Annotated in this window: 27 protein-coding genes and 1 pseudogene; 14 read left to right on the forward strand and 14 right to left on the reverse strand. The window is 64.6% G+C overall.

Features of this window, described 5'->3' with window-relative positions; translation table 11 throughout:
• Window position 1: 1 nt before the first annotated feature.
• Entirely contained in the window at window positions 2–997 is a 996-nt protein-coding gene (locus tag ACAG21_RS05400) for an enoyl-CoA hydratase/isomerase family protein (RefSeq protein WP_370494926.1), read from the forward strand.
• Window positions 994–3,408 (forward strand): CaiB/BaiF CoA transferase family protein, encoded by a 2,415-nt coding sequence (locus tag ACAG21_RS05405; RefSeq protein WP_370495046.1) that lies wholly within the window; start codon window positions 994–996, stop codon window positions 3,406–3,408. Before ACAG21_RS05400 ends, ACAG21_RS05405 begins: the two co-directional genes overlap by 4 nt.
• Here ACAG21_RS05405 and ACAG21_RS05410 read toward each other — a convergent pair.
• Complete coding sequence (locus ACAG21_RS05410) at window positions 3,405–4,244, reverse strand: SDR family NAD(P)-dependent oxidoreductase (RefSeq protein WP_370494927.1); 840 nt, start codon at window positions 4,242–4,244, stop codon at window positions 3,405–3,407. The two genes, ACAG21_RS05405 and ACAG21_RS05410, sit on opposite strands and share 4 nt — an antisense overlap.
• Window positions 4,245–4,351: 107 nt before the next feature.
• On the opposite strand from ACAG21_RS05410, the gene ACAG21_RS05415 reads away from it, so the two are divergent.
• Complete coding sequence (locus ACAG21_RS05415) at window positions 4,352–4,837, forward strand: MarR family winged helix-turn-helix transcriptional regulator (RefSeq protein ID WP_370494928.1); 486 nt, start codon at window positions 4,352–4,354, stop codon at window positions 4,835–4,837.
• Between the two features lie 9 nt (window positions 4,838–4,846).
• A complete protein-coding gene (locus ACAG21_RS05420) occupies window positions 4,847–5,263 on the forward strand; it encodes a DUF5313 domain-containing protein (RefSeq protein WP_370494929.1) in 417 nt (138 codons plus the stop codon).
• Between the two features lie 77 nt (window positions 5,264–5,340).
• Here the strand turns inward: ACAG21_RS05420 and ACAG21_RS05425 are convergent, their stop codons facing one another.
• The 3 genes and pseudogenes from ACAG21_RS05425 to ACAG21_RS05435 form a co-directional block, all read right to left on the reverse strand.
• Window positions 5,341–6,180 (reverse strand): mycofactocin-coupled SDR family oxidoreductase, encoded by an 840-nt coding sequence (locus ACAG21_RS05425; RefSeq protein WP_370494930.1) that lies wholly within the window; start codon window positions 6,178–6,180, stop codon window positions 5,341–5,343.
• A gap of 38 nt (window positions 6,181–6,218) precedes the next feature.
• Window positions 6,219–6,347, reverse strand: a pseudogene (locus ACAG21_RS05430) (cytochrome P450); the annotation flags it as partial.
• Window positions 6,348–6,499: 152 nt separating this feature from the next.
• Window positions 6,500–7,150 (reverse strand): TetR/AcrR family transcriptional regulator, encoded by a 651-nt coding sequence (locus ACAG21_RS05435; RefSeq protein ID WP_370494931.1) that lies wholly within the window; start codon window positions 7,148–7,150, stop codon window positions 6,500–6,502.
• 239 nt (window positions 7,151–7,389) lie between these two features.
• On the opposite strand from ACAG21_RS05435, the gene ACAG21_RS05440 reads away from it, so the two are divergent.
• Entirely contained in the window at window positions 7,390–8,565 is a 1,176-nt protein-coding gene (locus tag ACAG21_RS05440; protein ID WP_370494932.1) for an acyl-CoA dehydrogenase family protein, read from the forward strand.
• Here ACAG21_RS05440 and ACAG21_RS05445 read toward each other — a convergent pair.
• The 8 genes from ACAG21_RS05445 to ACAG21_RS05480 are packed head-to-tail and all read right to left on the reverse strand — an operon-like array spanning window position 8,562 to window position 14,630.
• Window positions 8,562–8,876 carry a DUF4190 domain-containing protein gene (locus ACAG21_RS05445; protein ID WP_370494933.1) on the reverse strand — a complete coding sequence of 105 codons (315 nt, stop codon included), beginning with the start codon at window positions 8,874–8,876 and terminating at the stop codon, window positions 8,562–8,564. The genes ACAG21_RS05440 and ACAG21_RS05445 overlap by 4 nt on opposite strands.
• A 46-nt stretch (window positions 8,877–8,922) precedes the next feature.
• Window positions 8,923–9,744 carry an acyl-CoA dehydrogenase family protein gene (locus ACAG21_RS05450; RefSeq protein WP_370494934.1) on the reverse strand — a complete coding sequence of 274 codons (822 nt, stop codon included), beginning with the start codon at window positions 9,742–9,744 and terminating at the stop codon, window positions 8,923–8,925.
• A 2-nt stretch (window positions 9,745–9,746) separates the two neighbouring features.
• Window positions 9,747–10,853: an acyl-CoA dehydrogenase family protein gene (locus ACAG21_RS05455; protein WP_370494935.1), complete on the reverse strand. Its 1,107-nt coding sequence runs from the start codon at window positions 10,851–10,853 to the stop codon at window positions 9,747–9,749.
• Between the two features lie 10 nt (window positions 10,854–10,863).
• Window positions 10,864–11,295, reverse strand: coding sequence for a nuclear transport factor 2 family protein (locus ACAG21_RS05460; protein ID WP_370494936.1), 432 nt, complete (start codon window positions 11,293–11,295; stop codon window positions 10,864–10,866).
• Entirely contained in the window at window positions 11,270–12,493 is a 1,224-nt protein-coding gene (locus ACAG21_RS05465; protein ID WP_370494937.1) for an amidohydrolase family protein, read from the reverse strand. Before ACAG21_RS05465 ends, ACAG21_RS05460 begins: the two co-directional genes overlap by 26 nt.
• 3 nt (window positions 12,494–12,496) lie before the next feature.
• Window positions 12,497–12,820, reverse strand: coding sequence for a hypothetical protein (locus ACAG21_RS05470; protein WP_370494938.1), 324 nt, complete (start codon window positions 12,818–12,820; stop codon window positions 12,497–12,499).
• Window positions 12,804–14,081, reverse strand: coding sequence for an aromatic ring-hydroxylating dioxygenase subunit alpha (locus tag ACAG21_RS05475; protein WP_370494939.1), 1,278 nt, complete (start codon window positions 14,079–14,081; stop codon window positions 12,804–12,806). The genes ACAG21_RS05470 and ACAG21_RS05475 overlap by 17 nt, the downstream gene beginning before the upstream one ends.
• Before the next feature lie 18 nt (window positions 14,082–14,099).
• A complete protein-coding gene (locus tag ACAG21_RS05480) occupies window positions 14,100–14,630 on the reverse strand; it encodes a carboxymuconolactone decarboxylase family protein (RefSeq protein ID WP_370494940.1) in 531 nt (176 codons plus the stop codon).
• A 418-nt stretch (window positions 14,631–15,048) separates the two neighbouring features.
• On the opposite strand from ACAG21_RS05480, the gene ACAG21_RS05485 reads away from it, so the two are divergent.
• From ACAG21_RS05485 to ACAG21_RS05525, 9 genes are all read left to right on the forward strand, one after another.
• Window positions 15,049–16,347 (forward strand): amidohydrolase family protein, encoded by a 1,299-nt coding sequence (locus ACAG21_RS05485; protein WP_370494941.1) that lies wholly within the window; start codon window positions 15,049–15,051, stop codon window positions 16,345–16,347.
• 72 nt (window positions 16,348–16,419) lie between these two features.
• Window positions 16,420–17,586 carry an acyl-CoA dehydrogenase family protein gene (locus ACAG21_RS05490; RefSeq protein WP_370495047.1) on the forward strand — a complete coding sequence of 389 codons (1,167 nt, stop codon included), beginning with the start codon at window positions 16,420–16,422 and terminating at the stop codon, window positions 17,584–17,586.
• 55 nt (window positions 17,587–17,641) lie between these two features.
• Complete coding sequence (locus ACAG21_RS05495) at window positions 17,642–18,454, forward strand: enoyl-CoA hydratase/isomerase family protein (protein WP_370494942.1); 813 nt, start codon at window positions 17,642–17,644, stop codon at window positions 18,452–18,454.
• Between the two features lie 4 nt (window positions 18,455–18,458).
• On the forward strand, window positions 18,459–19,607 hold the full coding sequence (locus ACAG21_RS05500; RefSeq protein WP_370494943.1) for an acetyl-CoA C-acyltransferase: 1,149 nt from the start codon (window positions 18,459–18,461) through the stop codon (window positions 19,605–19,607).
• Window positions 19,608–19,713: 106 nt separating this feature from the next.
• The gene (locus ACAG21_RS05505) at window positions 19,714–20,307 is read left to right on the forward strand and encodes a TetR/AcrR family transcriptional regulator (protein WP_370494944.1); all 594 of its coding nucleotides are present in this window, start codon (window positions 19,714–19,716) and stop codon (window positions 20,305–20,307) included.
• Between the two features lie 32 nt (window positions 20,308–20,339).
• Window positions 20,340–20,855: a hypothetical protein gene (locus tag ACAG21_RS05510; RefSeq protein WP_370494945.1), complete on the forward strand. Its 516-nt coding sequence runs from the start codon at window positions 20,340–20,342 to the stop codon at window positions 20,853–20,855.
• Between the two features lie 143 nt (window positions 20,856–20,998).
• A complete protein-coding gene (locus ACAG21_RS05515) occupies window positions 20,999–22,282 on the forward strand; it encodes a cytochrome P450 (RefSeq protein ID WP_370494946.1) in 1,284 nt (427 codons plus the stop codon).
• Window positions 22,279–22,479, forward strand: a complete 201-nt coding sequence (locus ACAG21_RS05520) for a ferredoxin (protein WP_370494947.1) — start codon at window positions 22,279–22,281, stop codon at window positions 22,477–22,479. The genes ACAG21_RS05515 and ACAG21_RS05520 overlap by 4 nt, the downstream gene beginning before the upstream one ends.
• An 81-nt stretch (window positions 22,480–22,560) precedes the next feature.
• A complete protein-coding gene (locus ACAG21_RS05525; protein ID WP_370495048.1) occupies window positions 22,561–22,794 on the forward strand; it encodes a DUF1330 domain-containing protein in 234 nt (77 codons plus the stop codon).
• A gap of 3 nt (window positions 22,795–22,797) precedes the next feature.
• On the opposite strand, the gene ACAG21_RS05530 is transcribed toward ACAG21_RS05525, so the two are convergent.
• Together ACAG21_RS05530 and ACAG21_RS05535 are read right to left on the reverse strand one after the other, a co-directional pair.
• A complete protein-coding gene (locus tag ACAG21_RS05530) occupies window positions 22,798–22,998 on the reverse strand; it encodes a ferredoxin (protein WP_370494948.1) in 201 nt (66 codons plus the stop codon).
• A 10-nt stretch (window positions 22,999–23,008) separates the two neighbouring features.
• The gene (locus tag ACAG21_RS05535; RefSeq protein WP_370494949.1) at window positions 23,009–24,214 is read right to left on the reverse strand and encodes a cytochrome P450; all 1,206 of its coding nucleotides are present in this window, start codon (window positions 24,212–24,214) and stop codon (window positions 23,009–23,011) included.
• Window positions 24,215–24,277: the final 63 nt, after the last annotated feature.

Consider the following 24,277-nt stretch of genomic DNA (forward strand, 5'->3'; position numbering starts at 1 on the left):
CATGCCTGAGCCCTCGGAGCCGGCGGCCGAAGAGATCATCCGGTACCACAAAGACGCGACGACGCGAATCGCGACGATCACTTTCGACCGGCCGGACTATCTCAACGCGCCGACGATCGCCGCGCGGCTGCGCTACGCGGAGTTGTTGCACCAGGCCAGCATTGACGATGACGTCAAGGTTTTGGTGGTTCGCGGCGCCGGCGACGATCTCGGGTCGGGTGCGGACCTGACCGAGGTGATGCGGGTCCGCGATGCGGCCGACCAAGGCCCACGGCTTGCCGAATACCGCATCGGCCCCGACGACGTCAGATATCCGCCGCAGGGGTCGTTTCGCCACGGCGCCACCCTGGGCCAGTGGTATGCCAACCCGAATTCCGGCATCCGCGGCCTGCAGGACTTCAAGAAGATCAGCATCCTTGAGGCGAAGGGCTACTGCTACGGCTGGCACTTCTACCAGGCGGCCGATGCTGATTTGGTGATCTCCAGCGACGACGCGTTGTTCGGGCATCCGTCGTTTCGCTACTACGGCTGGGGACCCCGCATGTGGTGGTGGGCGCAGACGATGGGCATCCGCAAATTCCAGGAAATGGTCTTCACCGGACGGGCTTTCACCGCGGATGAGATGTACGACTGCAACTTCCTCAACAGCGTGGTGCCCCGGGACGAACTCGAGGCAGAAGTAGCGAAGTACGCGCTGGCGTGCGCGCGCAATCGCCCCACCGACACGGTCTTCATGCAGAAGGTCTTCTTCGAAATCATGAAGCAGTTCCAGGGTGAGTACCTGGGCAGCATGCTCAGCGGCGTCTTCGAATCGATGGGCGGCAGCGTCCGTCCGGACAGTGGCGACGAGCTGACGATCGATGACGCCGTCAAACAGGGTTTAGGCGATGCGGTCAAAGACAACGACAGCAAGTTCCCCGACGACTGGGCACTGAGCAAGAAAGCGCGCAGGAAGGGGCGTGCCGCCAAGGACACCAAAGCGAAGAGAAAGACATAGTGGCACCCGTCGAACCGCCACTGGCCGGGTATACGGTCGTCGATCTATCGACCGGCATCGCGGGTGCGTACTGCACCAAGCTGCTGGCTGACGGCGGCGCCACCGTCATCAAAGTCGAAGCACCAGAAGGCGACCCGCTGCGCGAGTGGTCGGCATCCGGCGCCCCCATCCCGGCTGACGGTGACGGCGCGTTGTTCCGTTTCCTGGCCGGTGCGAAACACAGTGTGGTCGCCGACGTCGCTCAGGACGCCGGCCTGGTGAACCGCCTACTGGCATCGTCGGATGCGGTGGTCTGGTCGGCCGGTTCGAAAGTTGCTGAATACCCGGAGTTTTCGCCGCATGCCCTGCATCGCCGCCACCCGCATCTCACCGTCACCGCGATCACGCCGTTCGGGCTGGAAGGCCCTTGGCGAGACCGCGCGGCGACCGAGTTCACGCTGCAGGCGTGGTCGGGCGGGATCGTGGGGCTCGGGCGTGGCGAGCAGGAGCGGGCGCCCGTCTTCGTCGGCGGGCAGGTAGGCGAGTACCTGGCCGGAGTCTATGCAAGTGTGGCCACCCTGACATCGCGATGGCACCGGATCCACGGCGGTGCAGGCGAATTACTCGATCTGTCGATGTTGGAAACGCAGGTCCTGTGCCTGACCTACTACCCGGTGACCTACTTCGAACTGCTTGGCCGACCGTGGCGAGACACGCGGCGGCCCACCATTCCGGGGGTGGCTCAGGCGAAGGACGGCCTGGTGGATCTCGGGTGTGGCACGGCGCAGCAGTGGTTCGACTTGTGCGCGATGGTGGGTCATCCCGAGTGGATCGACGAGGAGTCGCCGCTGTCGATCACCGAGCTGGCCAACGTCTACGCCGAGGAGATCTTCGAGTGGGTGGCCGCGACCCCGGTCGACGAAATCCGGGAACTGGCCTCGGCATTCCGGATTCCCAACGCGCCGGTCGCCAACGGCGCGAATGTCACCTCGTTCGATCAATTCGTGGAACGCGGTTCGTTCGTGCGCAATCCGGGCGGCTTCTGGCAGCCGAGTCACCCGTATCGGATGCGGCCCGCACAACTGCGCAGCCCGCAACCGGCGCCGCGGCTCGGGGAGCACACCGAGCACTACCGCACCGCGAACTTGCCGCCGCGGCCCGAGCCGACCGACATGGCAATGCCGTTGCCGTTCAACGGGCTTCGGGTGCTGGATATGACGACGTTCTGGGCGGGTCCCTGCGGGACCCACTTCTTGGCCATGCTCGGTGCCGAGGTCATTCACCTCGAGTCCACCCGTCGTCCGGATGGCACCCGGCTGATCGCCGGCATACCGGTCACCGAGGAGCAGTGGTGGGAGAAGTCGCCGATCTTCGAGGCGCTCAACACCAACAAGAAGAGTCTGACGCTGGACCTGCAGAGCTTGCGGGGCCGGGAGCTGCTGCGGGAGCTGATCGCTACCTGTGACGTGATCGTGGAGAACTTCACGCCTCGGGTGCTGGACCAGATCGGTCTGGATTTCGCTGCTGTTCAATCGATTCGGCCGGATGTGGTGATGGTGCGGATGCCCGGCTTCGGCCTGGACGGACCGTGGCGCGACAACCCGGCCTTCGCGTACGTCATCGAAGCCGCATCCGGTGTCAGTTGGCTCACCGGCTACCCGGATCGCACGCCGTATGACCCGTATTCGATCGGCGATCCCAACGCCGGTGTGCATGCGCTCAACGCAATACTGCTGGCGCTCGAGCATCGCCGCCGTACCGGCGAGGGCGTGTTCGTGGAAGCGGCGATGGTCGACGCGGCGCTGAGCATTTCCGCCGAGCAGGTCATCGAGTACTCGGCATACGCGGCGCTGCTGGAGCGCGACGGCAACCACGGACCTGCGGCGGTGCCGCAGAATCTCTACCGCAGTGCCGATATCGACGAGTTCGGCCGGCTCGACAGCTGGGTCGCCATTGCGGTGGCCAGCGACGAGCAGTGGGAAAATCTATCCCGGGCGCTCGGATCACCTTCTTGGGCAACCGATCCCGTATTATCGACCGAGGCCGGCCGGCGGGCGCACCAGGATTCCATCGACGAACAGCTCGCCGTCTGGTGTGAGAACCGTACCCGCGACGACATCGTGGCAACGCTCTGGGACGCCGGGGTCCCGGTGGCCAAGGTCTTGCAACCACATCGGCAGACCGAGTTGGAGCAGCTGACATTTCGCGGTTTCTTCGAAGAAGTCGAGCATCCGGTGAACGGGCGGGCGAGGCTGAGCACCGTGCCGATGCGATTCTCCAACGGGCCGACGGTGTTTCACGCACATCCAGCCCCCACACTGGGACAACACAACCATGAGCTGCTCGCTGAACTGGGCTTGAGCCCGACAGAGATCGCCGACCTGGAAGCCGGCGGAGTTATCGGCGTAACACCCGTGATGCGGTCGGGCTAGTGCTTCCAGCCTTCGGCGGCCTGGTCGTCGAAGGTGTGGTCGATGCGTTCGAACCTGCGCTTGACCGAGGCGCGAGCCGCCTCGTGCGGCAGGATGTACAACCGGTTGGCCAGGATTGCATCGGCGGTCAACCGCGCGACTTCCTCGACCGTCACGCCTTGATCCTGGGTCGGCGGTAGCGGCCCGAAGCTTTCCGTCAGATCGGGCGTCGAGGCAAGTCCATAGTCCGCGCCGCGAATGCGTTCGGAGTTGGAGACCAGCTTCGTTTCGATGACCATCGGGCAGAGCACCGAAACGCCGATCCCGTTGTCCTTGACCTCGCGAGCCAGCGTCTCGGCCAGGCCGACAACGCCATACTTGGCAACGCCGTACGCCCCGAGGCCGGCGTTGGGCACCAGCCCGGCAAAGGAGGCGGTGAAGGCGATGTGGCCGCCCTTGCCCTGCTCGACCAGCCTCGGAACGAACGCCTCAACGGCGTGGATCGAACCCCACAGATCGATGTCGATCACCCAGCGCCAGTCCTCGTGGGTCATGGCGACGAGCGGGCCCGCGACGACGATGCCGGCGTTACTGAAGACGATGTCGACCTGGCCGAGCAGTCGGAACGCCTCTTGCGCGAGATGAACCATCTCCTCGATGTGCCGCACGTCGCACTCCACGCCGTGCGCGTCGGCGCCCTCGCTCCTGAGGTGTGTCACGGCATGTTCCAGCGCGGACTTGTCGACATCGGCCAGCACGATGCGGGCGCCGCGGCGGGCGAACTCGGTCGCGGTGGCCAAGCCGATCCCGCTTGCACCGCCGGTGATCACTGCCCCGCGTCCCTCGAATCCGTCCATGGAGTCCGAGGGTATTCCTCCCGCTCCGGCGGCCGGATCCCGGTCTCGTCGTAGCTGTGAGGGGCCTCATATAGATAGGACACTAACTATTAGGCTACGATCCAAACATGGCCACGCTGACCGCCCGCGAGATCGATCCGCTCGCCCTCGAGCACCAGGTGTGCTTCGCGTTGGCGACCACCAATCGCGCGGTGTTGGCGGTGTACCGACCACTATTGGAGCCGCTGGGTCTGACCCATCCGCAATACCTGGTGATGCTGGCGCTATGGGATCATCGGAAGGCGGCGAACGAACCCCCGCTGTCGGTCAAGCAGATCGCGACCGCTTTGCAGATGGAGTCGGCCACGCTGTCGCCGATGCTCAAACGGTTGGAGGGACTTGGCTTGATCACCCGCGCCAAGAACGTCATCGACGAGCGCACTACCGATGTCACGCTCACCGAGCGCGGAATCGCCTTGCGCGAGCGCGCACTTGAGATTCCGCCCGCCGTCGTCGAACGACTGGGTGTCGAACTGGCCGAACTCGAGAACCTGCACCAGGTCCTGACCCGAATCAACGCGGCCGCCGTGGCGGCGGGCGCTTTGCAATCCTGAGGAGTCACCATGACCACCGCGAAACCCAATCTGTGGCAACGCATCGGCTATGCCTACGGCCGGCGCCTGCCGGACTCGATGCGCAGCTGGGTCGCAAACGACCTGGCCGGCCCGGGAGCCATCCGCCGGCACATGATCAGGTGGGCGATACCTCCCCTGCTGGTGCTCGCCCCCTTCTGGCTGCTGCCGGCCTCGCTCTATGTGCACACGGAGATGACCGTGCCCCTGTACGCGTGGGCGCTGGTGGTTAACTTCGCGCTCAACAAGGTTTGGCGCCGTCACCGGTTGGCGGTCCACGGTTTGGATCCGAACCTGGTCGACGTGATCAACCGTCAGAAGCAGGCCCGGATGCACGAGGACTACGCCCGCCGCTACGGGCCACGGCCGGCCGAGGCCGAATGGCAGGCCAACAGCAGTCCGTTCTAGCGGCGGCTGAACTTCGACTTTCCCTGCTAATCAAGGTCTTTCGAGCACAACGAGCCGGCGTTCGGCGCTAGGAACGGCTACTTGAGGCAGCTGCCACCGTCGACGGGCAGTGTGACGCCGGTGATGTACCGGGCCTCGTCGGATGCCAGGAACAGCACCGCGTTGGCGATGTCCTCGGGCTCGACCCAGCCGATCGGCAGGGTGTGCATCAGCTGGCCGACAACCTTCATGTCTTCGGGCCCCGGGTTCTCCAGGTCGGGACGGAACAGCTTCATCGTGCCCTCGTTCATGAACAGCGGGGTGTTGACGTTGGTCGGGTGCACCGAGTTGACGCGGATGTTCTGCGCGCCGAGCTCGACGGCGAAGGTGCGCATCAAACCCACCACACCGTGCTTGGCGGCGACGTAGTGCCCAGTGTGCGGATAGGCCTTGAGGCCGCCGACCGAGCTCGTCAGGATGATCGAACCGCCGTTGCCGCCCGCGAGGATATGCGGCACACCGGCTTTCACCGTCTTCCACACGCCGGCGAGGTTGATGTCGATCATTGCGGTCCAGTCGGCTTCGCTGGTCTTGTCCAGCGTCTGGCCGCCGTTGCCGATGCCCGCATTGGCGACGATGATGTCGAGCTTGCTGAGCTGCTCGACGCCGGTGTCCACCGCGGACTTGAGCGCGTCATAATCCCGGACATCGACCTCGGCGGTGTAGATCCGACGGTTCTGTGCCTTCACCAGGTCTGCGGTCTCGGCCAGATCCTCCGGCGTGGAGGCGGCGATCAGATCCACGGTGTCGATCTTCTTGCAGATGTCCACCGCGATGATGTCGGCGCCCTCCTGGGCCAACCGCACCGCATGTGCACGGCCCTGACCACGCGCCGCCCCGGTGACGAAAGCAACTTTGCCTTCAACACGTCCAGTCATCACTACCCTCAATTCCTGACTCGATTTCTCGGCACGCCTCAGCGGAGCCGAGCCGGCATTGCCTCCCATCCCCGCACCGTCGATGTCGGGGAAAGCTTGCACTCGGAAAGGTCGACGTCCCACTCCGGGAAGCGTTTGAGGATCTCCTCGAGCGCGATGCGGTGCCGCCACTGAGCCGTGTCATCACCCCGGGGTGTCAACGACGAATCCGTTTCGGCTATTTGTAATTCTAGATATTAGAGAACCTGATTCTCGCCAGGCAAATCAGGTGCGCTATTTGCTCAGGTCGGGCGATGACCGAGGCGTTTCGCGGCTGGTGTCAGGCGACGAATCCGGCAGAGCAGAAGTCCCACACCTCGTCAGCGGTGATCGGATGAATCGTCGCATCGTCGGAGCCGCCGCTGGATTGTGCGATGAACATCACCGTCTGCATCGTCATCGCGGCGATGCGGCGAGGATTGAGTCCGTCGCGCAACTTGCCTGCGTCGCAAGCCGCTTCCATGAGCTCGGTCAGTAATGCCAACAGCGGTGCATGAGCGATCTTGACCTCAGCGGGGTGCGTTACCAGCAACCGCGGGGCAAAGTCGGTGAACAGCGGGCGTTTGGCCGTGGGATCCGGTCGTGAGGCCTCGTACAACAGCTCCACGGCGACCTTGAGGCGCTCCAGCGGGTCGGAATGGCTTTCGGTGGCGGCCCGGATCTGGTCGGCCGATCGGCTCAGCGCATCCTCGAACAATGCGAGCAACAGCTCGTGCTTGCCGTCAAACTGCAGGTAGAAGCTCCGCAGTGACTGGCGGGAGCGGTCCACGACCTCCTGGACGGTAAAGTCTGTGCTGCCCTTTTCGATGATGATGGCCTGCGCCGCGTCGAGGAAGCGCTGAACGCGCTGCGCCGCACGCAGTTTCGCCGTCTTGATCGATCGTTCGACGGCGCGTTGTTTCCAGGCTGGCTCTTCGCTTGGGTTGGTCACGGAAGGCTCGGACGATTGCCGCGAGGGGAGAACATGATTGGACTCTACCGGAGAACGCCGTGACATCGCTGCGCTCGACCCCCTCTCGGACCAGGTGTCGGAGATTGTAACTTTCTCAACACGAGAATACTATTCTCCTAGACGTGTGTATAGAAGCGGAATCGCAAGAGTGAACCGAGCCGTCGGCGGAAACCCGGATCTACCGACAATCCACGCGCTGGCGAATTCAAGGGAGTGCTGTGCAGCTGACCTTTGACACCCATGTCGAGAATTTCCGTGCGGAGTTCGCGGCCTTCCTGGACGCGAATCCCCTCGACACGGCGCAGACGGGCGAACGGCCGCAATCGAGTTCGGACATTCCGCAGTGGGCCCGCCGCTGGCAGCGGTTGCTGTTCGACAACGGGTGGCTGATACCCGGGAACCCCCCGGAGTTCGGCGGTCGTAATGCCACGCTCTTGCAGCAATACGTCTACCTCGAGGAGTTGTCGCGGCGGCGGATCTATCAAAGTTTCAACCCGCAGGGCGTGGGCATCATCGCGGCGTCATTGCTGTCGTTCGGGACGCCGGAACAAAAGCAGCGCTGGGCAGTGCCGATTCTGCGCGCGGAGATGACGGCGTCGCTGGGAATGAGCGAGCCCGGCGCGGGTTCCGATCTCGCCTCGCTGAAGACGCGCGCGGTGCTCGACGGTGACCAGTTCGTCGTCAACGGACAGAAGGTGTGGACATCGGGTGCCCATCACGCTGACGTGTTGCTGACGTTCGTGCGCACCGACCCCGATGCGCCAAAACACAAGGGAATCAGCGCTTTATTGATTCCGACCGACACCCCCGGTGTGGTGTGTCGTCCGTTCGCCTCGGTGGCCGACATCGAAGACGTCGACTTCAACGAGGTCTTCTTCACCGACGTGAGAGTGCCGGTGCAGAACTTGGTCGGGGAGCTCAACGCGGGCTGGCGCGTCGCGACCGGTTCACTCGGCCATGAACGCGCCATGCTGTGGCTGGACTACGCCGACATGCTGCACGCGCTGACGGTCGAGTCCAGGCCTACCGGACCCGTGCAGCGGGATCGCTACGCCACGCTGGTGATGGACTTTTACGCGATGCGCTTGCTGGGGTCGGCGACATTGGCCAAAGCCGCGCGCGGCCAAGAAGACGTGCCCGCGCAGTCGGTGCTCAAGCTGCTCGGTTCCGAGGCGATGCAGCGCGCGTGCGAGGACGCCCTGAACGCCAAGGGGGGCGACGGGCTGGCGTTGCGCGGGGTCACCGCGCCATTCGCTCCGCTCAACCTGGACAGCCATTACGGCAGCTGGTTTGACCGCTACACGCGCACCTTCGCCGCGACCATCGCCGGCGGCACGTCCGAAGTTCAGCGCAACATCATCGCCGAACGAGTCCTGGGACTACCCCGCGGTTAGCAGTTAGTGGTGGCGGGATTGTCCAGGCATCGCTGCAATCGGTCGGGATCCTGGGTATCCAGCCAGGAGTAGTAGCCGATGGCGATGAGCCCGGCGACGATCGCCACCGTCCCTAATACCATGCCGGCCACCGCGGCCCGGGGATTGGTGGCTTCACCGCGGCTCGCTCGCCGGCGGGCGATGTCGCCCGTGATCAGCGCCGCGATACCCAACGGCACCCCGATCAGCAACCAGCAGGTGGCGAGTGCCAACCCACCCAGGACCACTGCGGCGACGCCGGCCTGATTTCGAGGTTCCACGTGATAGCGCATGTGCGCTAATACTAGGCAATACGTGCCCGCGCGCGACTCGCAGGCGCTACAGCTGCACCAGCCGCGGTGCAAATCCCTTGGCCCGCAAAGCTACTCCGGCCTGTAAGGTCAGTTCCCGGGCGCTGCCAAGCAGGTTGTCCAGGATCAGCGACCGTTTGATGTGGTGGTGAAGCCGGTGTTCGGCCGTGAAACCGATACCGCCGAGCACTTGCTGACAGTGCCGCGCCGCGGTCAGTGCGGCCTGACCGGCTGCCGCTTTGGCCAGCAAGCTGGCCAGGTCGTCGGGGTCCTGCGATGCGGCGGTCGCGGCGCGCAGGGTCGCCTCGGCGCCTTCGATCGCTACCAGTGTCTCGGCCAGCCGGTGCCGGATCGCCTGGAACGAGCTGATGTGGCGGCCGAATTGCACTCGGTCCAGGGCGTGCTGGCGCGCGAGTGCGAGCATCGCGCGGCTGGTACCCACCAGCCACCAGCCCAATGCTTGCCGGCCGGCGCCCAGTCCAGCCTGCGCAGCCGAATCGCCTTCTGCGACAGGATGTATCGGCAAGTCGTTGTCGACAGCCGAACTCGGGATGTCTTCGCGCTTCCAGACCACCCAGGAGTCTCCGGCGAACGGGAGCGGGGTGACGCCGCCGGGGGATCGTCCGGCCGCGCGTAGCACCACGTCGTTGAGCACGGGCGCGTGCGCCCCGGTCTCGCCGAGCAGACGGAACACCAAAGGTATTGCGATGTCTGGGATTTCGTCCAACATGTCGTGCCAACCGAGTTCGGCCAGCGCCGCATCGAGCTTGGCGCCGGAAGCCGCGCCCATCGCGGTGCGCACCGACTCGGTCAGCAGCTGCAGTTCCTCGGAGTCTGAGGTCAGGTCCATGATCACTCCTTCCCGAGGTCGAGAAGCCGGCGGGCGATGATGTTGCGCTGAATCTCGGCGGTCCCGCCGTAGATGGTCGACGCACGTGAGTAGAGGTACTCCGATCGCCACGGCGTGTCGTCGAGCTCGAGGTCGCCGGGCAGCAGGTCGCGCACGGTGTCGTACAGCCGTTGTTCGGCGGAGGCCAGCAGCACCTTGTCGATGGAGGTGTCGGGGCCCAGACGGGCACCGTCGCGCAGCCGGTACTGGGTGGCACGCGACCGGCAACGCAGCGTGTGCAGCGCGAGATACGCTGCGCCCAGATCGTATTCGTCATGACCGCCGTGCTGGCTACCGCCGGAGACCTCGGCGATCAACGCGTCGAAGCGCGAGTAGAGGTAGGCGATGCGCTGCCAGAAGCAGGTGGACCGCTCGAAGGGGAGCAGGTCCATCGCGAGTTTCCAGCCGTCGCCGGGTTTGCCGAGCATCCGGCTCGACGGGATCACCACGTCGTCGTAGTACACCTCGCAGAACTCGTCGACGCCGTGCATGGTGCGCAGCGGCCGGATGGTGATGCCGGGGGTGTCGAGGTCGACGAAGAATGCGGTGATGCCGTCATGGCCGGGCCCGGTGCGGGTCAGCAGAATGCAGCGGGTGGAGAACTGCGCGAAGCTGGTCCAGACCTTCTGCCCGTTGACGATCCAGTTGTTGCCGTCCTGGACGGCCCGAGTGGTCAGCGAGGCCAGGTCGCTGCCGGAGCCGGGCTCGGAAAAGCCCTGGCACCATTGTTCTTCGCCACGCAGCAGCCGCGGCACCATCTCCGCTGCCAGTTCCGGCGGGGCGTAGTCGATCATCGTGGGTGTCAGCACCTCGAGCATCGAATACGGGCCGGGCTCGGCCAACCGCCGGCCCACCACCTCTTCGCCGACGATCGCGCGCAGCAGCGCCGGTCCGCCCAACCCGCCGACCTCTTCAGCCCAGCCGTAACGCATCCAATCGGCGTCGTACAACGCCCGGCTGACGCGACGGAACTGCAGCATGTGCCCCTGCAGCGAATGGTCGGGTCCGGGCGTTAAGTCGTTCTCGTCGAGCCACTTACGCAGACCCGATCGGAACTCCTCGACATTCACGGCTCGGCTTTCAGGGCTGTGGGCGGCCGATGGCGTGCGGGCGACCGGAGTCGTGCACACCGCTGCGGCGGATGAACGTCATGGCGCGGGTCTTGAGTCGCCAGCCTTGCGCGGTCCGCAGGTAGGTGTCGCGGTAGTAGCCGATCCGCATGTCATGCGTGGAGCCGTCGATGAAGCACAACGGCTGGGTGCCGCTCGCCGAGTCGCCGTCCAGGTTCTCGACCAAGGCGGTTCCGGTGAGGAACAAGCCCTTTGGTGCGGCGGCCACCAGCTCGGGAAACCTGTCCAGCCGGTAGGTGGAGCCGAACGCGCTGTAGGTCCCGTCCGGGGTGAAGACGCCGATCAGGCCGTCGATGTCTTCTTGGGTGATGGTGACGGCGTAGCGGGCGAGCAGCTGCTGAATCTCGACCAGATCGTCAGTTCTGGTTGGCTGTGTTGACATAGACCTTGCCGCCTTTCATGACAAAGCTGACGCGTTGGGTAACGGTGATGTCTTCCAACGGGTTTCCCGGTACCGCGATGATATCCGCGAGCTGACCCGACGCCAGCCTGCCCCGGTCGGTCTTGTTGATCAGCTCTGCGGCGGTGGTGGTTGCGGCCCGCAGCACCGCCAGCGGCGGCATGCCCCATTCGACCAGCGTGACAAGTTCGTCGGCGTTGCGGCCGTGGGGGATTGCGGGCGCATCGGTGCCGACCGCGATCTTGACCCCGGCTTCGTAGGCGGCCTTGATCGATGTTTCCGCCTTGGGGAACATCTCGGCGGCCTTGTCCTGCAATTCCTTCGGAGCGCGGGACACATCCATCGCCTGGGCGAGCCTGCGGGTGGTCACCAGGAACCGGTCGTTGTCGACCAGCATTTGGATCGCCTCGTCATCCATCAGGAAGCCGTGTTCGATGCAGTCGATACCGCACGCGACCGCGTGCTTGACTGCCTCGGCGCCGTGCGTGTGTGCCGCGACGCGCAGCCCGCGCCGGTGCGCCTCGTCGACGATCGCGCGCAGCTCTTCGTCCGAATAGTGTTGTGCGCCAGCCTCACCGGTCAACGACATGACACCACCGGAGACGCACACCTTGATCAACTGGGCACCGTGCTTGATCTGATAGCGCACCGCCTTGCGGATCTCGTCGACGCCGTTGGCGATGCCCTCTTCGACCGTGAGCTGTAACGCACCCGGCATGAAGGCGGCGAACATCGTCGGGTCCAGGTGCCCGCCGGTCGGCGTGATCGCGTGTCCGGCCGGGACGATTCGGGGTCCGTCGATCCACCCCGCGTCGATGGCCTTGCCCAGCGCGACGTCGAGCAGGTAGCCGCCGGTCTTGACGAACAGGCCCAGGTTGCGCACGGTGGTGAAACCCGCGCGCAGGGTGCGCCGGGCGTTGCCGACCGCACGCAGCACTCGCGTCGGGGGATCGTCTTGCACCTGGGACAGCCCGGGCATCTCACCGCGCCCGCCCATCAGGAGGTTGACCTCCATGTCCATCAGGCCGGGCAGCAGGATCTGATCGCCGAGATCGATGATCTCGCCTTCGGGTTCACCCCCGACGCCGACGATCCGGTCTTCGGCGATCTTCACGACGGCGGGCGAGACGATTACGCCGGCGTCGACGTCGAGCAGTCCGGCAGCCTTGAGCGTCTGCACCGCTCAGATCACCGGTTCCCGGATGACTTCGACCCACGCCGCGCCGCTGTCGGGAACGCGCGGCTGCTTCCATGCCTCGATCGGGAAGGACACCATGACCAACGATTGCATGATGTGCATCAGGCTTTTCGCGTCGTCGGGCAGGTCGTCGAGGGGGAACTTGTCGCAGTACGCGATGGCGTCGTTCAGCTTCGGAAACGCGACGTCATAGAACGCCTGCATCTCGGGCATTGTCGAGGCCAGCCGCTTGGCGTAGCGCTCGGGTTCGGTGGCCAGATCCCACTCCAAAAACGGCTCCAGGGAAGCGAATTCAGACGGTAACGCCATTGCGCTGGTACTCCTTCACATAGTCACCGGTGGTCTTGTGCAGGTGGCGGATCAGGACTTCCTGGTCGCACAGCAAGAACTCCTTGACGGCACGGGTGCCGATCATGGTCTGGGTTGCCTCCAAGGTGTTGGCGTCCTGCAACGCATACTCCTTGAACGTCACGGCGGCCAACTCCTGGGCCAGGCGCTCCCGCGCATTGCGCGGCGGAACGAAATACAGCGACGACTCGAAGATGTGCTTGTCCACCGCGGTGGGCCAGTAGTGGTAGGTCAGATACCAGCCGGGTTCCCAGATCAGCAGCATGAAGTTCGGGTAGAACAGCCACGAGTCGATGCCCCACTGCGGCACCTTCTTCACGTTGACCCCCGGTGGCAGCTCGAAGTTCTGCATCAGCTCGGGCTTGTCCCACGGACCGAACAGGCCGCTGCGCAACACCTGGTCCAGGGGCTTGACCATGCTCATGTCCGCCGGCGGCGCCTGGCCACCCCAGGTCGACTGCAGGCTGTGCGGGCCGGCCACCTCGTAGTGCAGTGCCTCGTAACCGTACTTCTGGATCTTGGCGGCTTCCTCCTTGGTGTACTGCCCCTGGTGCAGGATCGGCGCGTGGTAGAACTCGACGAACGCGTCGATGAACAACTTCCAGTTGCTGCCGACCTCGGCCCGGTACGAGTACGTTTCCGTCATCTCGCTGAAGGGATAGCCCTCGATGCTCTTGGCCAGCGGCCCGAGGTAGTCGGTCAGCGGCGCCGCGTTGTCGTCGAAGTTGATGAAGATGAAGCCTTCCCAGACCTCGCACCGAACCGGGGCCAGACCGTACTGACTCTTGTCGAGGTTGAAGAACTCGTCTTCCTGTTGGACGAAGGTCAGATCGCCGTCCAGGCTGTAGCGCCAGGCGTGGTACTTGCAGGTGAACTGCCGGCAGGTGCCGGAGGTCTCCTCGTTCGGAAAGTCGTTCCACACCAGCTTGTTTCCGCGGTGCCGACAGACATTGTGGTACGCCTTGACCGTCCCGTCCTTGGTCTTGGTGATGATCACCGAGGTGCCCTTGCCGACCGACGGCAGTTCCCTGGTGAAGTAGCTGCCCGTCTTGGGCAGCCGCTCGACCCGGCCGACGTTGAGCCAGGTCTTCCTGAAGACCGCGTCGCGCTCGGCCTCGAAGAATGCCGGGTCGATCGAGTCGGTGTAGTCGACCGGCGCGGTCCCTAGCTCGGGGTAGTTTTCCGTCCAGCTGCCGGCGGCTGGCTTGGGGAAGTGGGCCACGTTCCTAACCTCTCTTGTCTAGGTCTTGCCGCCGGATTCGGCGGCCTGTTCGAGCTCTACGCCAAAAGTGTTGAAAGCCATGGCCAGCAGGGCGTAGCAGCCAACCGTGAAGACGAAATCCATGCGCTGCTGGTCGTTGAGGCGCTCACCGAGTGCCGCCCAGGTCTGGTCGGACAGCTGAGACTGTTCCTCGAGTTCGTCGACCGCGGTCAGCACCGTGCGGTCGAACGCGTCGGTGGCCTCGCCTTGGCGAACGTCGTCGATCTGCTCGTCGGTGATGCCCGCCGCCTTAGCCATGCTGACGTGGTGCGACCACTCGTAGGCGCACTCGCGGCGATGGGCGACGCGCAGAATGGCCAATTCACGAATGCGGGCCGGCAGCGTCGATGTCATCAGCAAGTGAACGTTGAATCGGAGGAACGCCTTGGCCAGCGGCGGGTGGTGAGCCAGCGTGGACAGAGCGTTATTGGTGTCCGCGCCCCGCATCGCCGAGAGTGCCTGCTGGGTAGCCTCGTCCCACTGATCCGCGGGCAGCGGCGACAAGCGCATCAACGGAATCCTCTCGGTGAAAGAGAATCAGATTCTCATTTACAACCAACAGACTTGCACGATTCGCGCGGTTGGTCAATGCCAACTGGTAGCGTGCCGGAGCTGGCCGAGAGGCTTGCGGCCGTACGCCGTTATGTCGGCAGGTCCTGGGGCGCCATCCTGTCCTGTCTGAACAAATTTTTGGTTTGTGCTTAGGACCCTGGCCCGGTGCTGGCCTTTTTCTGGTCGCGTAGTCGCACGTGAGAGGGCACTCGGCGCCCGAAAGGGGTATACCGGAACAGGGCCTCGATTTGCTCGTCCAGTCCTGTGGATGTTGATTCTCACCTGGCGAGAAGCTAGTTTTCAGAGGTAGCGGGGCGAGACGACAGCCAATGCCCTTGGAGCAGACTGCACGTGGATCCGATGGAGAGGGAAGCTCATGAACAAAGAAGACATGATGCTGATCAGCGTCGACGACCACACCGTCGAGCCGCCCGACATGTTCAAGAACCACCTGCCGAAGAAGTACCAGGACGACGCGCCGCGGCTGGTGCACAACGATGACGGTTCGGACATGTGGAAGTTCCGCGACACGGTCATCCCCAACGTTGCGCTCAACGCCGTCGCCGGCCGGCCCAAGGAGGAGTACGGCATCGAGCCGACCGGACTCGACGAGATCCGGCCCGGTTGTTACAACGTCGACGAGCGCGTCAAGGACATGAACGCCGGCGGCATCCTGGCTTCAATCTGCTTCCCGTCGTTCCCCGGTTTCGCCGGGCGGCTGTTCGCCACCGACGACCACGACTTCTCGATCGCGCTGGTGCAGGCTTACAACGACTGGCACATCGACGAGTGGTGCGGCGCCTATCCCGCGCGATTCATCCCGATGGCGATCCCGGTGATCTGGGATGCCGAGGCGTGCGCCGCCGAAGTCCGCCGGGTGTCGAAGAAGGGCGTGCACGCTTTGACCTTCACCGAAAACCCCGCCGCGATGGGTTATCCCAGCTTCCACGACGAGTACTGGAACCCGTTGTGGAAAGCCTTGGTGGACACCGACACCGTGATGAACGTGCACATCGGCTCCTCGGGGCGGTTGGCCATCACGGCGCCGGATGCGCCGATGGACGTGATGATCACGCTGCAGCCGATGAACATCGTGCAGGCCGCCGCCGACCTGCTGTGGTCGCGGCCGATCAAGGAGTACCCGGACCTGAAGGTCGCGCTCTCCGAGGGAGGGACCGGCTGGATTCCTTACTTCCTGGAGCGCGCGGACCGGACCTACGAGATGCACTCCGCCTGGACGCACCAGGACTTCAAGGGCAAACTGCCCAGCGAGGTCTTCCGCGACCACTTCCTGACCTGCTTCATCAGTGACAGGGTCGGAGTGGCGCTACGCAACATGATCGGCATCGACAACATCTGCTGGGAGGCTGACTACCCGCACAGCGACTCGATGTGGCCGGGTGCTCCGGAAGAGTTGTGGGATGTGTTGTCCATCAACAACGTTCCCGATGACGAGATCAACAAAATGACCTACGAGAACGCCATGCGGTGGTACTCGTTCGACCCCTTCACGCACATTTCGCGCGAACAGGCGACCGTTGGTGCACTGCGCAAAGCCGCCGAGGGTCACGACGTCTCGATCAAGGCGGCGGGCCACGACAAGGACAGCCGGGCCGGCTCGTCCTTCGCGGACTTCGCGGCCAACGCGAAAGCTCTTAGCGGGAACAAGGACTGACGCCCCACCGGACCGCTGGTGCGCCGGTGCACGAACTGACTTGAAGGAGATCTGGCAGTGCCCGGCGGTGGAATGAATTTCGAGCTGACCGATGACCAGGAGCTGATCCGCAAGTCGGTCGCAGAGCTCGCGCGCAAGTTCGACGACCAGTATTGGATGGAAAAGGATCTCGCGCACGAGTTTCCGACCGAGTTCTACAAGGCGATAGCCGACGGCGGCTGGCTCGGTATGACGATCCCGACCGAGTACGGCGGCCATGGACTCGGAATCACCGAGGCGACCATCCTGCTCGAGGAGGTGGCCAAGGCCGGCGGTGCGATGAACGCGGCCAGCGCGATCCACCTGTCCATTTTCGGCATGCAACCCGTCGTCGTACACGGTTCGGACGATCTCAAGGCGCGAACCCTGCCGTCGGTGGCGACGGGTGAGGTGCACGTCTGCTTCGGCGTGACCGAACCCGGTGCCGGACTTGATACTTCACGTATCACCACGTTCGCCAAGCGCGACGGAGACCGCTACGTCGTCAATGGCCGCAAGGTGTGGATCTCCAAGGCAATGGAATCCTCCAAGATCCTGTTGCTGACCCGCACCCAGAGCTACGACGAGGTCGCCAAGAAGACCGACGGGATGACGCTGTTCCTCACCGATCTCGATCGCAGCCGCGTCGACGTCCGCCCGATCCGCAAGATGGGCCGCAATGCCGTCAGCTCCAACGAATTGTTCATCGACAACCTAGAGGTGCCGGTCGAGGACCGGGTTGGCGAGGAGGGCAAGGGATTTCAGTACATTCTCGATGGCCTGAATCCTGAGCGGATGCTTATCGCGGCCGAGGCGCTCGGAATCGGCCGGGTGGCGCTGGAAAAAGCGGTGAAGTACGGCAACGAGCGTGAGGTTTTCGGCCGGCCGATCGGCATGAACCAGGGCCTGCAGTTCCCGCTCGCGGATTCGCTGGCCCGTCTCGACGCCGCCGAACTGATGCTGCGCAAGGCCACCTGGCTGTATGACAACGGCAAACCCTGTGGGCGCGAAGCGAATATCGCAAAGTACCTCTGTGCCGATGCGGGCTTCGCCGCCGCCGACCGGGCGTTGCAAACCCACGGCGGCATGGGCTACGCCGAGGAATACCACATCACCCGCTACTTCCGTGAGTCCCGGCTGATGAAGATCGCTCCGGTCAGCCAGGAGATGATCCTGAACTTCTTGGGCGCCAATGTCCTGAAACTGCCGAGGAGCTATTGATGGCAGGTGCTGCCGGTGGGCGGCGGCTTGGTGACCTGACGTACGTTCGACCTCGATGACCACTACCGACGACGCTGTGCTGCTGTCCGCGGACACCGATGGGGTGCGTACGCTGACGCTCAACCGTCCGCGCCGCAAGAACGCCATCAGCCCCGAGCTGTGGATCGCGTTGCGTGACGCGCTGCTCGAGGCGGGCCGTGACCACAGCGTGCGTGCGCTGGTGATCACCGGGGCCGGCGGGGCGTTTTGCTCCGGCGCCGACATCGGTATTCCCGACGACATCCATCCGAAGTACAAGCTGCAACGGCTCACCGACGTCGCGCTGGCGTTACATGAGCTGCCGAAACCGACGGTGGCCAAGGTGACGGGCGTGGCGGTCGGCGCCGGATGGAACCTGGCGCTCGGCTGCGATCTGGTGGTCGCAACGCCCGATTCGACGTTCTCGCAGATCTTTTCGAAACGGGGCTTGTCCATCGACCTCGGCGGCTCCTGGCTGTTGCCGAAACTCGCTGGCCTGCAACAGGCTAAGCGGCTGGCACTGCTGGCCGACACCATCGACGCCGCGGAAGCCTTCGCGCTGAACCTGGTCACCTGGGTGGTGTCGGCCGAGGAGATCGACACATTCGTTCAGGATTTGGCCGGGCGGCTGGCGGCGGGTCCGCCGATTGCATTGGCCCAGACTAAAGCCCTGCTCAACGAGGGCGCCGACCGCACCTTGCGCGACGCGCTGGCCAACGAGGCACGCGCGCAGATCGGCAACTTCGCGACCGCGGATGCGGCCGCCGCCTATGCCGCCTTCAGCGAGCGACGGGAACCGTCGTTTACTGGCCGGTGGGCGCTATCGAAATCTGACCAGGAATTGGAGTAGAGACATGCGGGAGACGGTCATCGTCGAGGCGGTGCGGACGCCGGTCGGGAAACGCAACGGCGGACTGTCGGGCATGCACGCCGCGGACCTGTCCGCCCTCGTCCTCAACGAGCTGCTGGATCGCGCCGGGGTGGGACCGGAGATCGTCGACGACGTGATCTGGGGATGTGTGTCTCAGGTCGGCGACCAGTCCAGCAACATCGGCCGCTACGCCGTACTGGCCGCCGGCTGGCCCGAGAGCATTCCCGGAACCACGGTCAACAGGGCCTGCGGTTCCAGCCAGCAGGCCCTGGACTTCGCGGTGCAGGCGGTGATGTCGGGCCAGCAAGACGTCGTCGTGGCAGGCGGTGTCGAGGTCATGAGCCGCGTACCGCTGGGGTCGGCGCGAGCGACCGGCATGCCCTACGGCCCGAAAGTCCTCGCCCGCTATGACGATTTCTCCTTCAACCAGGGTCTGTCCGCGGAGATGATTGCCAAGAAGTGGGGCTTCTCGCGCACCCAACTGGACGAATTCTCCGTTCAATCCCATGAACGGGCCGCGGCGGCGCAGGACAGCGGCGCGTTCACCAATCAGATGGTCCCGGTCATCACCGACGACGAGGCCGTCGTCACCGCGGACGAGGGTGTGCGGCGGGGGAGCACCGTGGAGAAGCTGGGCGCGCTCAAGCCCGCCTTCGCCGAAGACGGCGTCATCCACGCCGGCAATTCCTCGCAGATCTCCGATGGTGCCGCCGCGCTGCTGGTGACGACCTCGGAAATGGCGGTTGAGCTGGGATTGACACCGATCGTGCGGTACCGTGCCGGAGCCGTCACCGGAGCGGACCCGGTGCTGATGCTCACCGGTCCCATTCCGGCCACCGAAAAAGTGCTGAGCAAGGCGGGCGTCTCGCTGGCAGAGGTCGGTGCATTCGAGGTCAACGAGGCCTTCGCGCCGGTCCCGTTGGCCTGGATCGCTGAGACGGGCGCCGAGCCTAGCCTGGTCAATCCGCTGGGCGGCGCCATCGCACTGGGCCACCCGCTGGGCGCGTCGGGGGCGGTGCTGATGACCCGATTGGCGCACCATATGCGCGATAACGGCATTCGTTACGGGCTGCAGACCATGTGCGAGGGCGGTGGCACGGCCAACGCCACCCTGGTCGAATTGGTCGCTTAGCACCAGCTTTTTATGAGTCCGCCTGAGACGGTTGTCACAGGCGGCAAACCTACCTACTGTGTGTTCAGAAGGTTGGTTCAGTCCGCCAATCGGTCAAAGGAGCCCGGTGCCCGACGCACGGCGTTACGACACGCTTCTCGCCAAAGGTGAGGACCGCAAGCAGCGGATCCTCTCGGTCGCCCAGCGGCTGCTGATTCGTAACGGCTGGCGCAACACCACGCTGGCCCAGATCGCCGGCGAGGCCGGCGTCACCCCCGCGGGGCTGCTGCATCACTTCGAGTCCAAGGAACAGCTCCTGCACGCGGTTCTGGACGCCCGCGATCAGGACGACGATTCGCACGCCGACCGTGCCGGCGACCTGATGGCCCAGATCTCCGCGGTCGCCGATCGATTCCACCGCGCGCCCGAATTGGTCGGCACGTTCACGGTGCTGCTGGTCGAGAACATCCAACCCGACGCCCCGTTGCACGACCGAATGCTCGACCGGCACCGGCAAGCCGTCGACATCGTCGCCGACCTCATCCGCACCGGTCAGGCCGACGGCCGGTACCGCGGGGACATCGACCCCACCATCAAGGCAGTGGAGATACTCGCCTTCGTCCACGGAATGGAAACCACATGGTTGCTCGATCCTTCGATACCTCTGACCGAGGTGTTCAAGCAGTACGCCGAGACGCTGGCGCGGGACTTCACGCCTTAGAAAAAGCAACCGACAAGGCCACTGAGCACGACATGAGGTACCGGCTCGACGTCGTCGCCTCCAGCGTCCTCGACGTGGTGCGATTCGCCGGGGGGTGGCTGTTCGACCGGTCGATGGCCGGGTGGGACGTCACCGTCCTGCTCACCGACCTGGCCGACCACTCCGATCTTCGGCCGCTGCAGATCATCGGGGCCCGTACCCTCGACCTGGACCGCACGCTGGAGTCGGTCGACGACCGTCCCCGCCCGCAGGCGCTGGCGGCGGCGGCCGATCTGGTGGGTTGCGATTCGCGGGTGCGCCAGGGCGTCCTGCGGGCCCTCGATCACGGCGTCACCGAGGTCACGCTGTGGGGCGACACCTGGCCCGCGGAACTCGATGGCAGCGTCGGCCGGGTACAACACCGGCTGAGCATGGCCGCCCAGATGTTCAAGGCCAAGGCGCTGGCCGCCGCGGCGATGCCTGAGTACTCGATCGGTCACACCGAGAACTTCCGCAGCGGCCTGCTGGCCTGTCCGTCGGTGGCGGCCGACCTGGTCCCGGCCGGCTAAGTCCGGGGTTCGCGCTTCCGGGCGGATTCGACGCGTCGTGACCGCTTCGCGGCACCCGTCGTTGACGACGATCACGCTGTGTGGAAATCTAATGCTCATCTCTGAGAGGCTCATTCTCATTGCTGAGATTCGAACGGAGCAAGATGACGAACGACTTCTCCAAGATGGACTTCTTCCGGGGCAAAGAGCTCATCGCGGACCCGTACCCCTATTACGAGTCGCTGCGCGAGCAATGCCCGGTGGCCCGCGAAGAGCACCACGGGGTCACGATGGTCACCGGCTGGGAAGAGGCCTGCGCCGTGCTGAACGACGCGGAGACCTGGTCCTCGTGCATCTCGGTGACCGGGCCGTTTCCCGGCTTCCCGGTGAGCCTCGAGGGTCTGGAAGACAGTGACATCACCGACCTGATCGAACAGCATCGCGACGAGCTGCCGTTCAGCGACCAGCTGCCCACCCTCGACCCGCCCACCCACACCAATCACCGATCGCTGCTGATGCGGCTGATCACCCCCAAGCGCCTCAAGGAGAACGAGGACGCGATGTGGGCGCTCGCCGACCAGGCCCTCGACGACTTCCTGGCACCCGGCCGCGGTGAATGGATCAAGGGCTTCGCCGGCCCGTTCACATTGCTGGTGATCGCCGACTTGCTGGGCGTGCCGCTGGAAGATCGCGACAAGTTCGTCAAGGGCATCGCCGAACACGCGGGTGGTGGGATCGGCGGCACCGGCAAGGAATCGCTGTCACACAGCCCGCTGGAATTCCTGTACGGCCTGTTCTCCGACTATGTCCGCGACCGACGGCAAAACCCGCGCGACGACGTGCTGACCGGCCTGGCGACCGCCACCTTCCCCGACGGTTCGACACCGGAGGTCGAGGACGTTGCGCGCGTTGCCGCCAACGTCTTCTCCGCGGGCCAGGAGACCACGGTTCGGCTGCTCGGCGCGGCGTTGCAGACACTTGGCGAGCGCCCCGACATCCAGGCGCAGTTGCGCAGGGACCGCAGCCTGCTGCCCAACTTCATCGAGGAGTCGCTGCGCCACGAGAGCCCGGTCAAGGGCGACTTCCGGATGAACCGGAGGCCGGTCAATGTCGGCGGCGTCGACCTGCCCGCCGGCACCACCGTGATGATCGTGCAGGCGGCGGCCAACCGCGACCCGCGCCGGTTCGAGGACCCGACCACGTTCGACCCGGCCCGCAAGAATGCCCGCCAGCACATCTCCTTCGGGCGCGGTATCCACAGCTGCCCGGGTGCGCCATTGGCGAGGGCCGAAACCCGCGTCGCGCTCGAGCGGCTGCTGGATCGCACGACCGACATCAGGATCAACGAGCAGATGCACGGGCCGGCCAATGACCGCCGCTACCAATACGTTCCGACGTACATTCTGCGTGGCCTGACCGAATTGCATTTGGAGTTCACGCTGGCATGAAAGTTTGGGTAGATGATCAACGCTGTCGCGGCCACGGTATGTGTCTCACGCTCTGTCCGGACGTGTTCAGCCTGACCGACGACGGTTACGCAGAAGCGATAGATTCCGATGTCCCAACGGAATTGGAAGCCGCCACGCAGGAAGCCATCGAATGCTGCCCCGAGCAGGCCATCAGCGAAGTCAAAGACGAGAGCTGACCAGATACACACGCAAATAAGGAGATTCGAGTGCCGAAAGGGTATGTCATCCTTACCGAGGCCATCAAGGACCCGGAGGGCATGAAGGCTTACGCCGAGGCTGCGATTCCGACGATGAGCGGCGCCACCGCTCTCGCAGTGGACGCCGCGCCGAAAGTCGTTGAGGGCAACTGGCACGGCGACCAGACCGTCGTGCTGGAGTTCGAGTCCGTCGACGCAGCCCGCGCGTGGTACGAATCCGAGGGCTACCAGCAGGCGGCGAAACTGCGCCACGCGGCCGCCGACTGCAACGTGGTCATCCTCTCCGGATTTTGACCGCTACTCTCCGACGATCGCGATCGCCTGCCGAGGGCATTGACGCACGGCCTCGCGCACGTCGGCCTCGTTCTCCGGGGTGACTTCTTCGGTGTGAACGGTCAGCATGTCGTCATCACCGAGCTCGAAGATCTCGGGGTTGATGCCCATGCAGACACCGTTGCTCTCGCAGAGTCCCCAATCGACCTCGATCTTCCTCGTCATCGTGGCCCCCTCATCGAAGCACTTTGACGGGCACGCTCTTCCAGCCCGCCACGTTTTGCATGGTTACCCGCTTGCACGCCGACCAGTCCACCTCGTAGCGCGGCATGAAGTCCAGCAGTCGCTCCAGTGCGATCCTGCTTTCCAGGCGGGCGAGAGCGGCACCGAGGCAGCTGTGAATGCCGTATCCCAGGCCCAGATGTTGCGCCTCGGTCTGGTCGCGCTCGATGTCGAACGTGTCGGCGTCGGTGAACGCGTCGCTGTCGCGGTTGGCCGCTGCGCCGCACAGGAATACCGGCTTGAAGGGGGGAATCACGCCGCCGCTGACGTGTGCCTCTTTGAGGGTGTAGCGGACGTTGTACTGCACCGGCCCCTCGTAGCGCAACAACTCTTCGACGGCCCCCGGGATCTTCTCGCGGTCTTCTTGCAGCTTCTGCCACTGGTCGGGGTGCCGGGCGAAGATGACCGCCGCGTTACCCATCAGTTTGGTGACGGTCTCGGCGCCGGCGCCGCCCAGAAGGGTTGCGAACCCGCAGATCTCGATGTCGTCGAGTTTGCGGGGCTGACCGTCTTCGGTGGGGATCTCGGCCGCGATCAACCTGCTGATCATGTCGTCCTGCGGGTCCGCCCGCCGCTGTTGAATCAGGCCGTAGTAATACATCGCGGTCTCGATGTTGGCCTGCATCCCGGCCTCGCTGATCTCGATCTGCCCGGGTTCGTGATGCAGGCTGGTGTCGATCCAGTGCCGCACCTGCTGGCGGTACTCCTCTGGCACGCCGGCCATCCGGGTAATGACCTCCACCGGGAACGGCCCGGAGAAGTCCTGCACCACGTCGAAGTTGTCCGGATCGCAAGCCCCCAGGTACTTGTCGATCACCTCGATGATCGTTTCGCGCTGCGATTGGACGGCCCGGGGGGTGAACGCCTTGTTGAGCAGGCTGCGCATGTGGCGGTGGTCCGGCGGGTCCATGAAGATGATCGACCGCTGCTCAGGTGAGACACCTCGGCGCACCATCGCCAGGTCGCAGCCGCGCGCCGAGGAGTACGTCTCGAAGTCTTTGAATGCCGCGGACACGTCAACGTGGCGGGTCAGCGCGTAGAAGTCCTCTTTCTCGTCGTAGTACAACGGGGCGTCTTCGCGCATCCGCGCATAGATCTCGAACGGATTGTTGTAGAAGTCGTCGGAGTACGGATCAAAGAGAACTTTCGGCTTTGTCACTGACATGCTCCTCAGCGGCGAGGGTTAGGGCGGGCTGGAACCGTTACGGTTGAATGCCTGACT

The sequence above is a fragment of the Mycobacterium sp. pR1184 genome, from assembly GCF_041287235.1.
Classification (GTDB): Bacteria; Actinomycetota; Actinomycetes; order Mycobacteriales; family Mycobacteriaceae; genus Mycobacterium.

What these genes read in the sequence shown, in the direction of transcription:
- ACAG21_RS05450 (WP_370494934.1), bottom strand. Translation starts at nt 9,744, where the DNA reads ATGGACCTGACCTCAGACTCCGAGGAACTGCAGCTGCTGACCGAGTCG.
- ACAG21_RS05485 (WP_370494941.1), top strand. Translation starts at nt 15,049, where the DNA reads ATGAACAAAGAAGACATGATGCTGATCAGCGTCGACGACCACACCGTC.
- ACAG21_RS05445 (WP_370494933.1), bottom strand. Translation starts at nt 8,876, where the DNA reads ATGCGCTATCACGTGGAACCTCGAAATCAGGCCGGCGTCGCCGCAGTG.
- ACAG21_RS05515 (WP_370494946.1), top strand. Translation starts at nt 20,999, where the DNA reads ATGACGAACGACTTCTCCAAGATGGACTTCTTCCGGGGCAAAGAGCTC.
- ACAG21_RS05415 (WP_370494928.1), top strand. Translation starts at nt 4,352, where the DNA reads ATGGCCACGCTGACCGCCCGCGAGATCGATCCGCTCGCCCTCGAGCAC.
- ACAG21_RS05530 (WP_370494948.1), bottom strand. Translation starts at nt 22,998, where the DNA reads ATGACGAGGAAGATCGAGGTCGATTGGGGACTCTGCGAGAGCAACGGT.
- ACAG21_RS05500 (WP_370494943.1), top strand. Translation starts at nt 18,459, where the DNA reads ATGCGGGAGACGGTCATCGTCGAGGCGGTGCGGACGCCGGTCGGGAAA.
- ACAG21_RS05525 (WP_370495048.1), top strand. Translation starts at nt 22,561, where the DNA reads ATGAAGGCTTACGCCGAGGCTGCGATTCCGACGATGAGCGGCGCCACC.
- ACAG21_RS05510 (WP_370494945.1), top strand. Translation starts at nt 20,340, where the DNA reads ATGAGGTACCGGCTCGACGTCGTCGCCTCCAGCGTCCTCGACGTGGTG.
- ACAG21_RS05480 (WP_370494940.1), bottom strand. Translation starts at nt 14,630, where the DNA reads ATGCGCTTGTCGCCGCTGCCCGCGGATCAGTGGGACGAGGCTACCCAG.
- ACAG21_RS05520 (WP_370494947.1), top strand. Translation starts at nt 22,279, where the DNA reads ATGAAAGTTTGGGTAGATGATCAACGCTGTCGCGGCCACGGTATGTGT.
- ACAG21_RS05460 (WP_370494936.1), bottom strand. Translation starts at nt 11,295, where the DNA reads ATGTCAACACAGCCAACCAGAACTGACGATCTGGTCGAGATTCAGCAG.
- ACAG21_RS05400 (WP_370494926.1), top strand. Translation starts at nt 2, where the DNA reads ATGCCTGAGCCCTCGGAGCCGGCGGCCGAAGAGATCATCCGGTACCAC.
- ACAG21_RS05470 (WP_370494938.1), bottom strand. Translation starts at nt 12,820, where the DNA reads ATGGCGTTACCGTCTGAATTCGCTTCCCTGGAGCCGTTTTTGGAGTGG.
- ACAG21_RS05425 (WP_370494930.1), bottom strand. Translation starts at nt 6,180, where the DNA reads ATGACTGGACGTGTTGAAGGCAAAGTTGCTTTCGTCACCGGGGCGGCG.
- ACAG21_RS05420 (WP_370494929.1), top strand. Translation starts at nt 4,847, where the DNA reads ATGACCACCGCGAAACCCAATCTGTGGCAACGCATCGGCTATGCCTAC.
- ACAG21_RS05490 (WP_370495047.1), top strand. Translation starts at nt 16,420, where the DNA reads ATGAATTTCGAGCTGACCGATGACCAGGAGCTGATCCGCAAGTCGGTC.
- ACAG21_RS05495 (WP_370494942.1), top strand. Translation starts at nt 17,642, where the DNA reads ATGACCACTACCGACGACGCTGTGCTGCTGTCCGCGGACACCGATGGG.
- ACAG21_RS05410 (WP_370494927.1), bottom strand. Translation starts at nt 4,244, where the DNA reads ATGGACGGATTCGAGGGACGCGGGGCAGTGATCACCGGCGGTGCAAGC.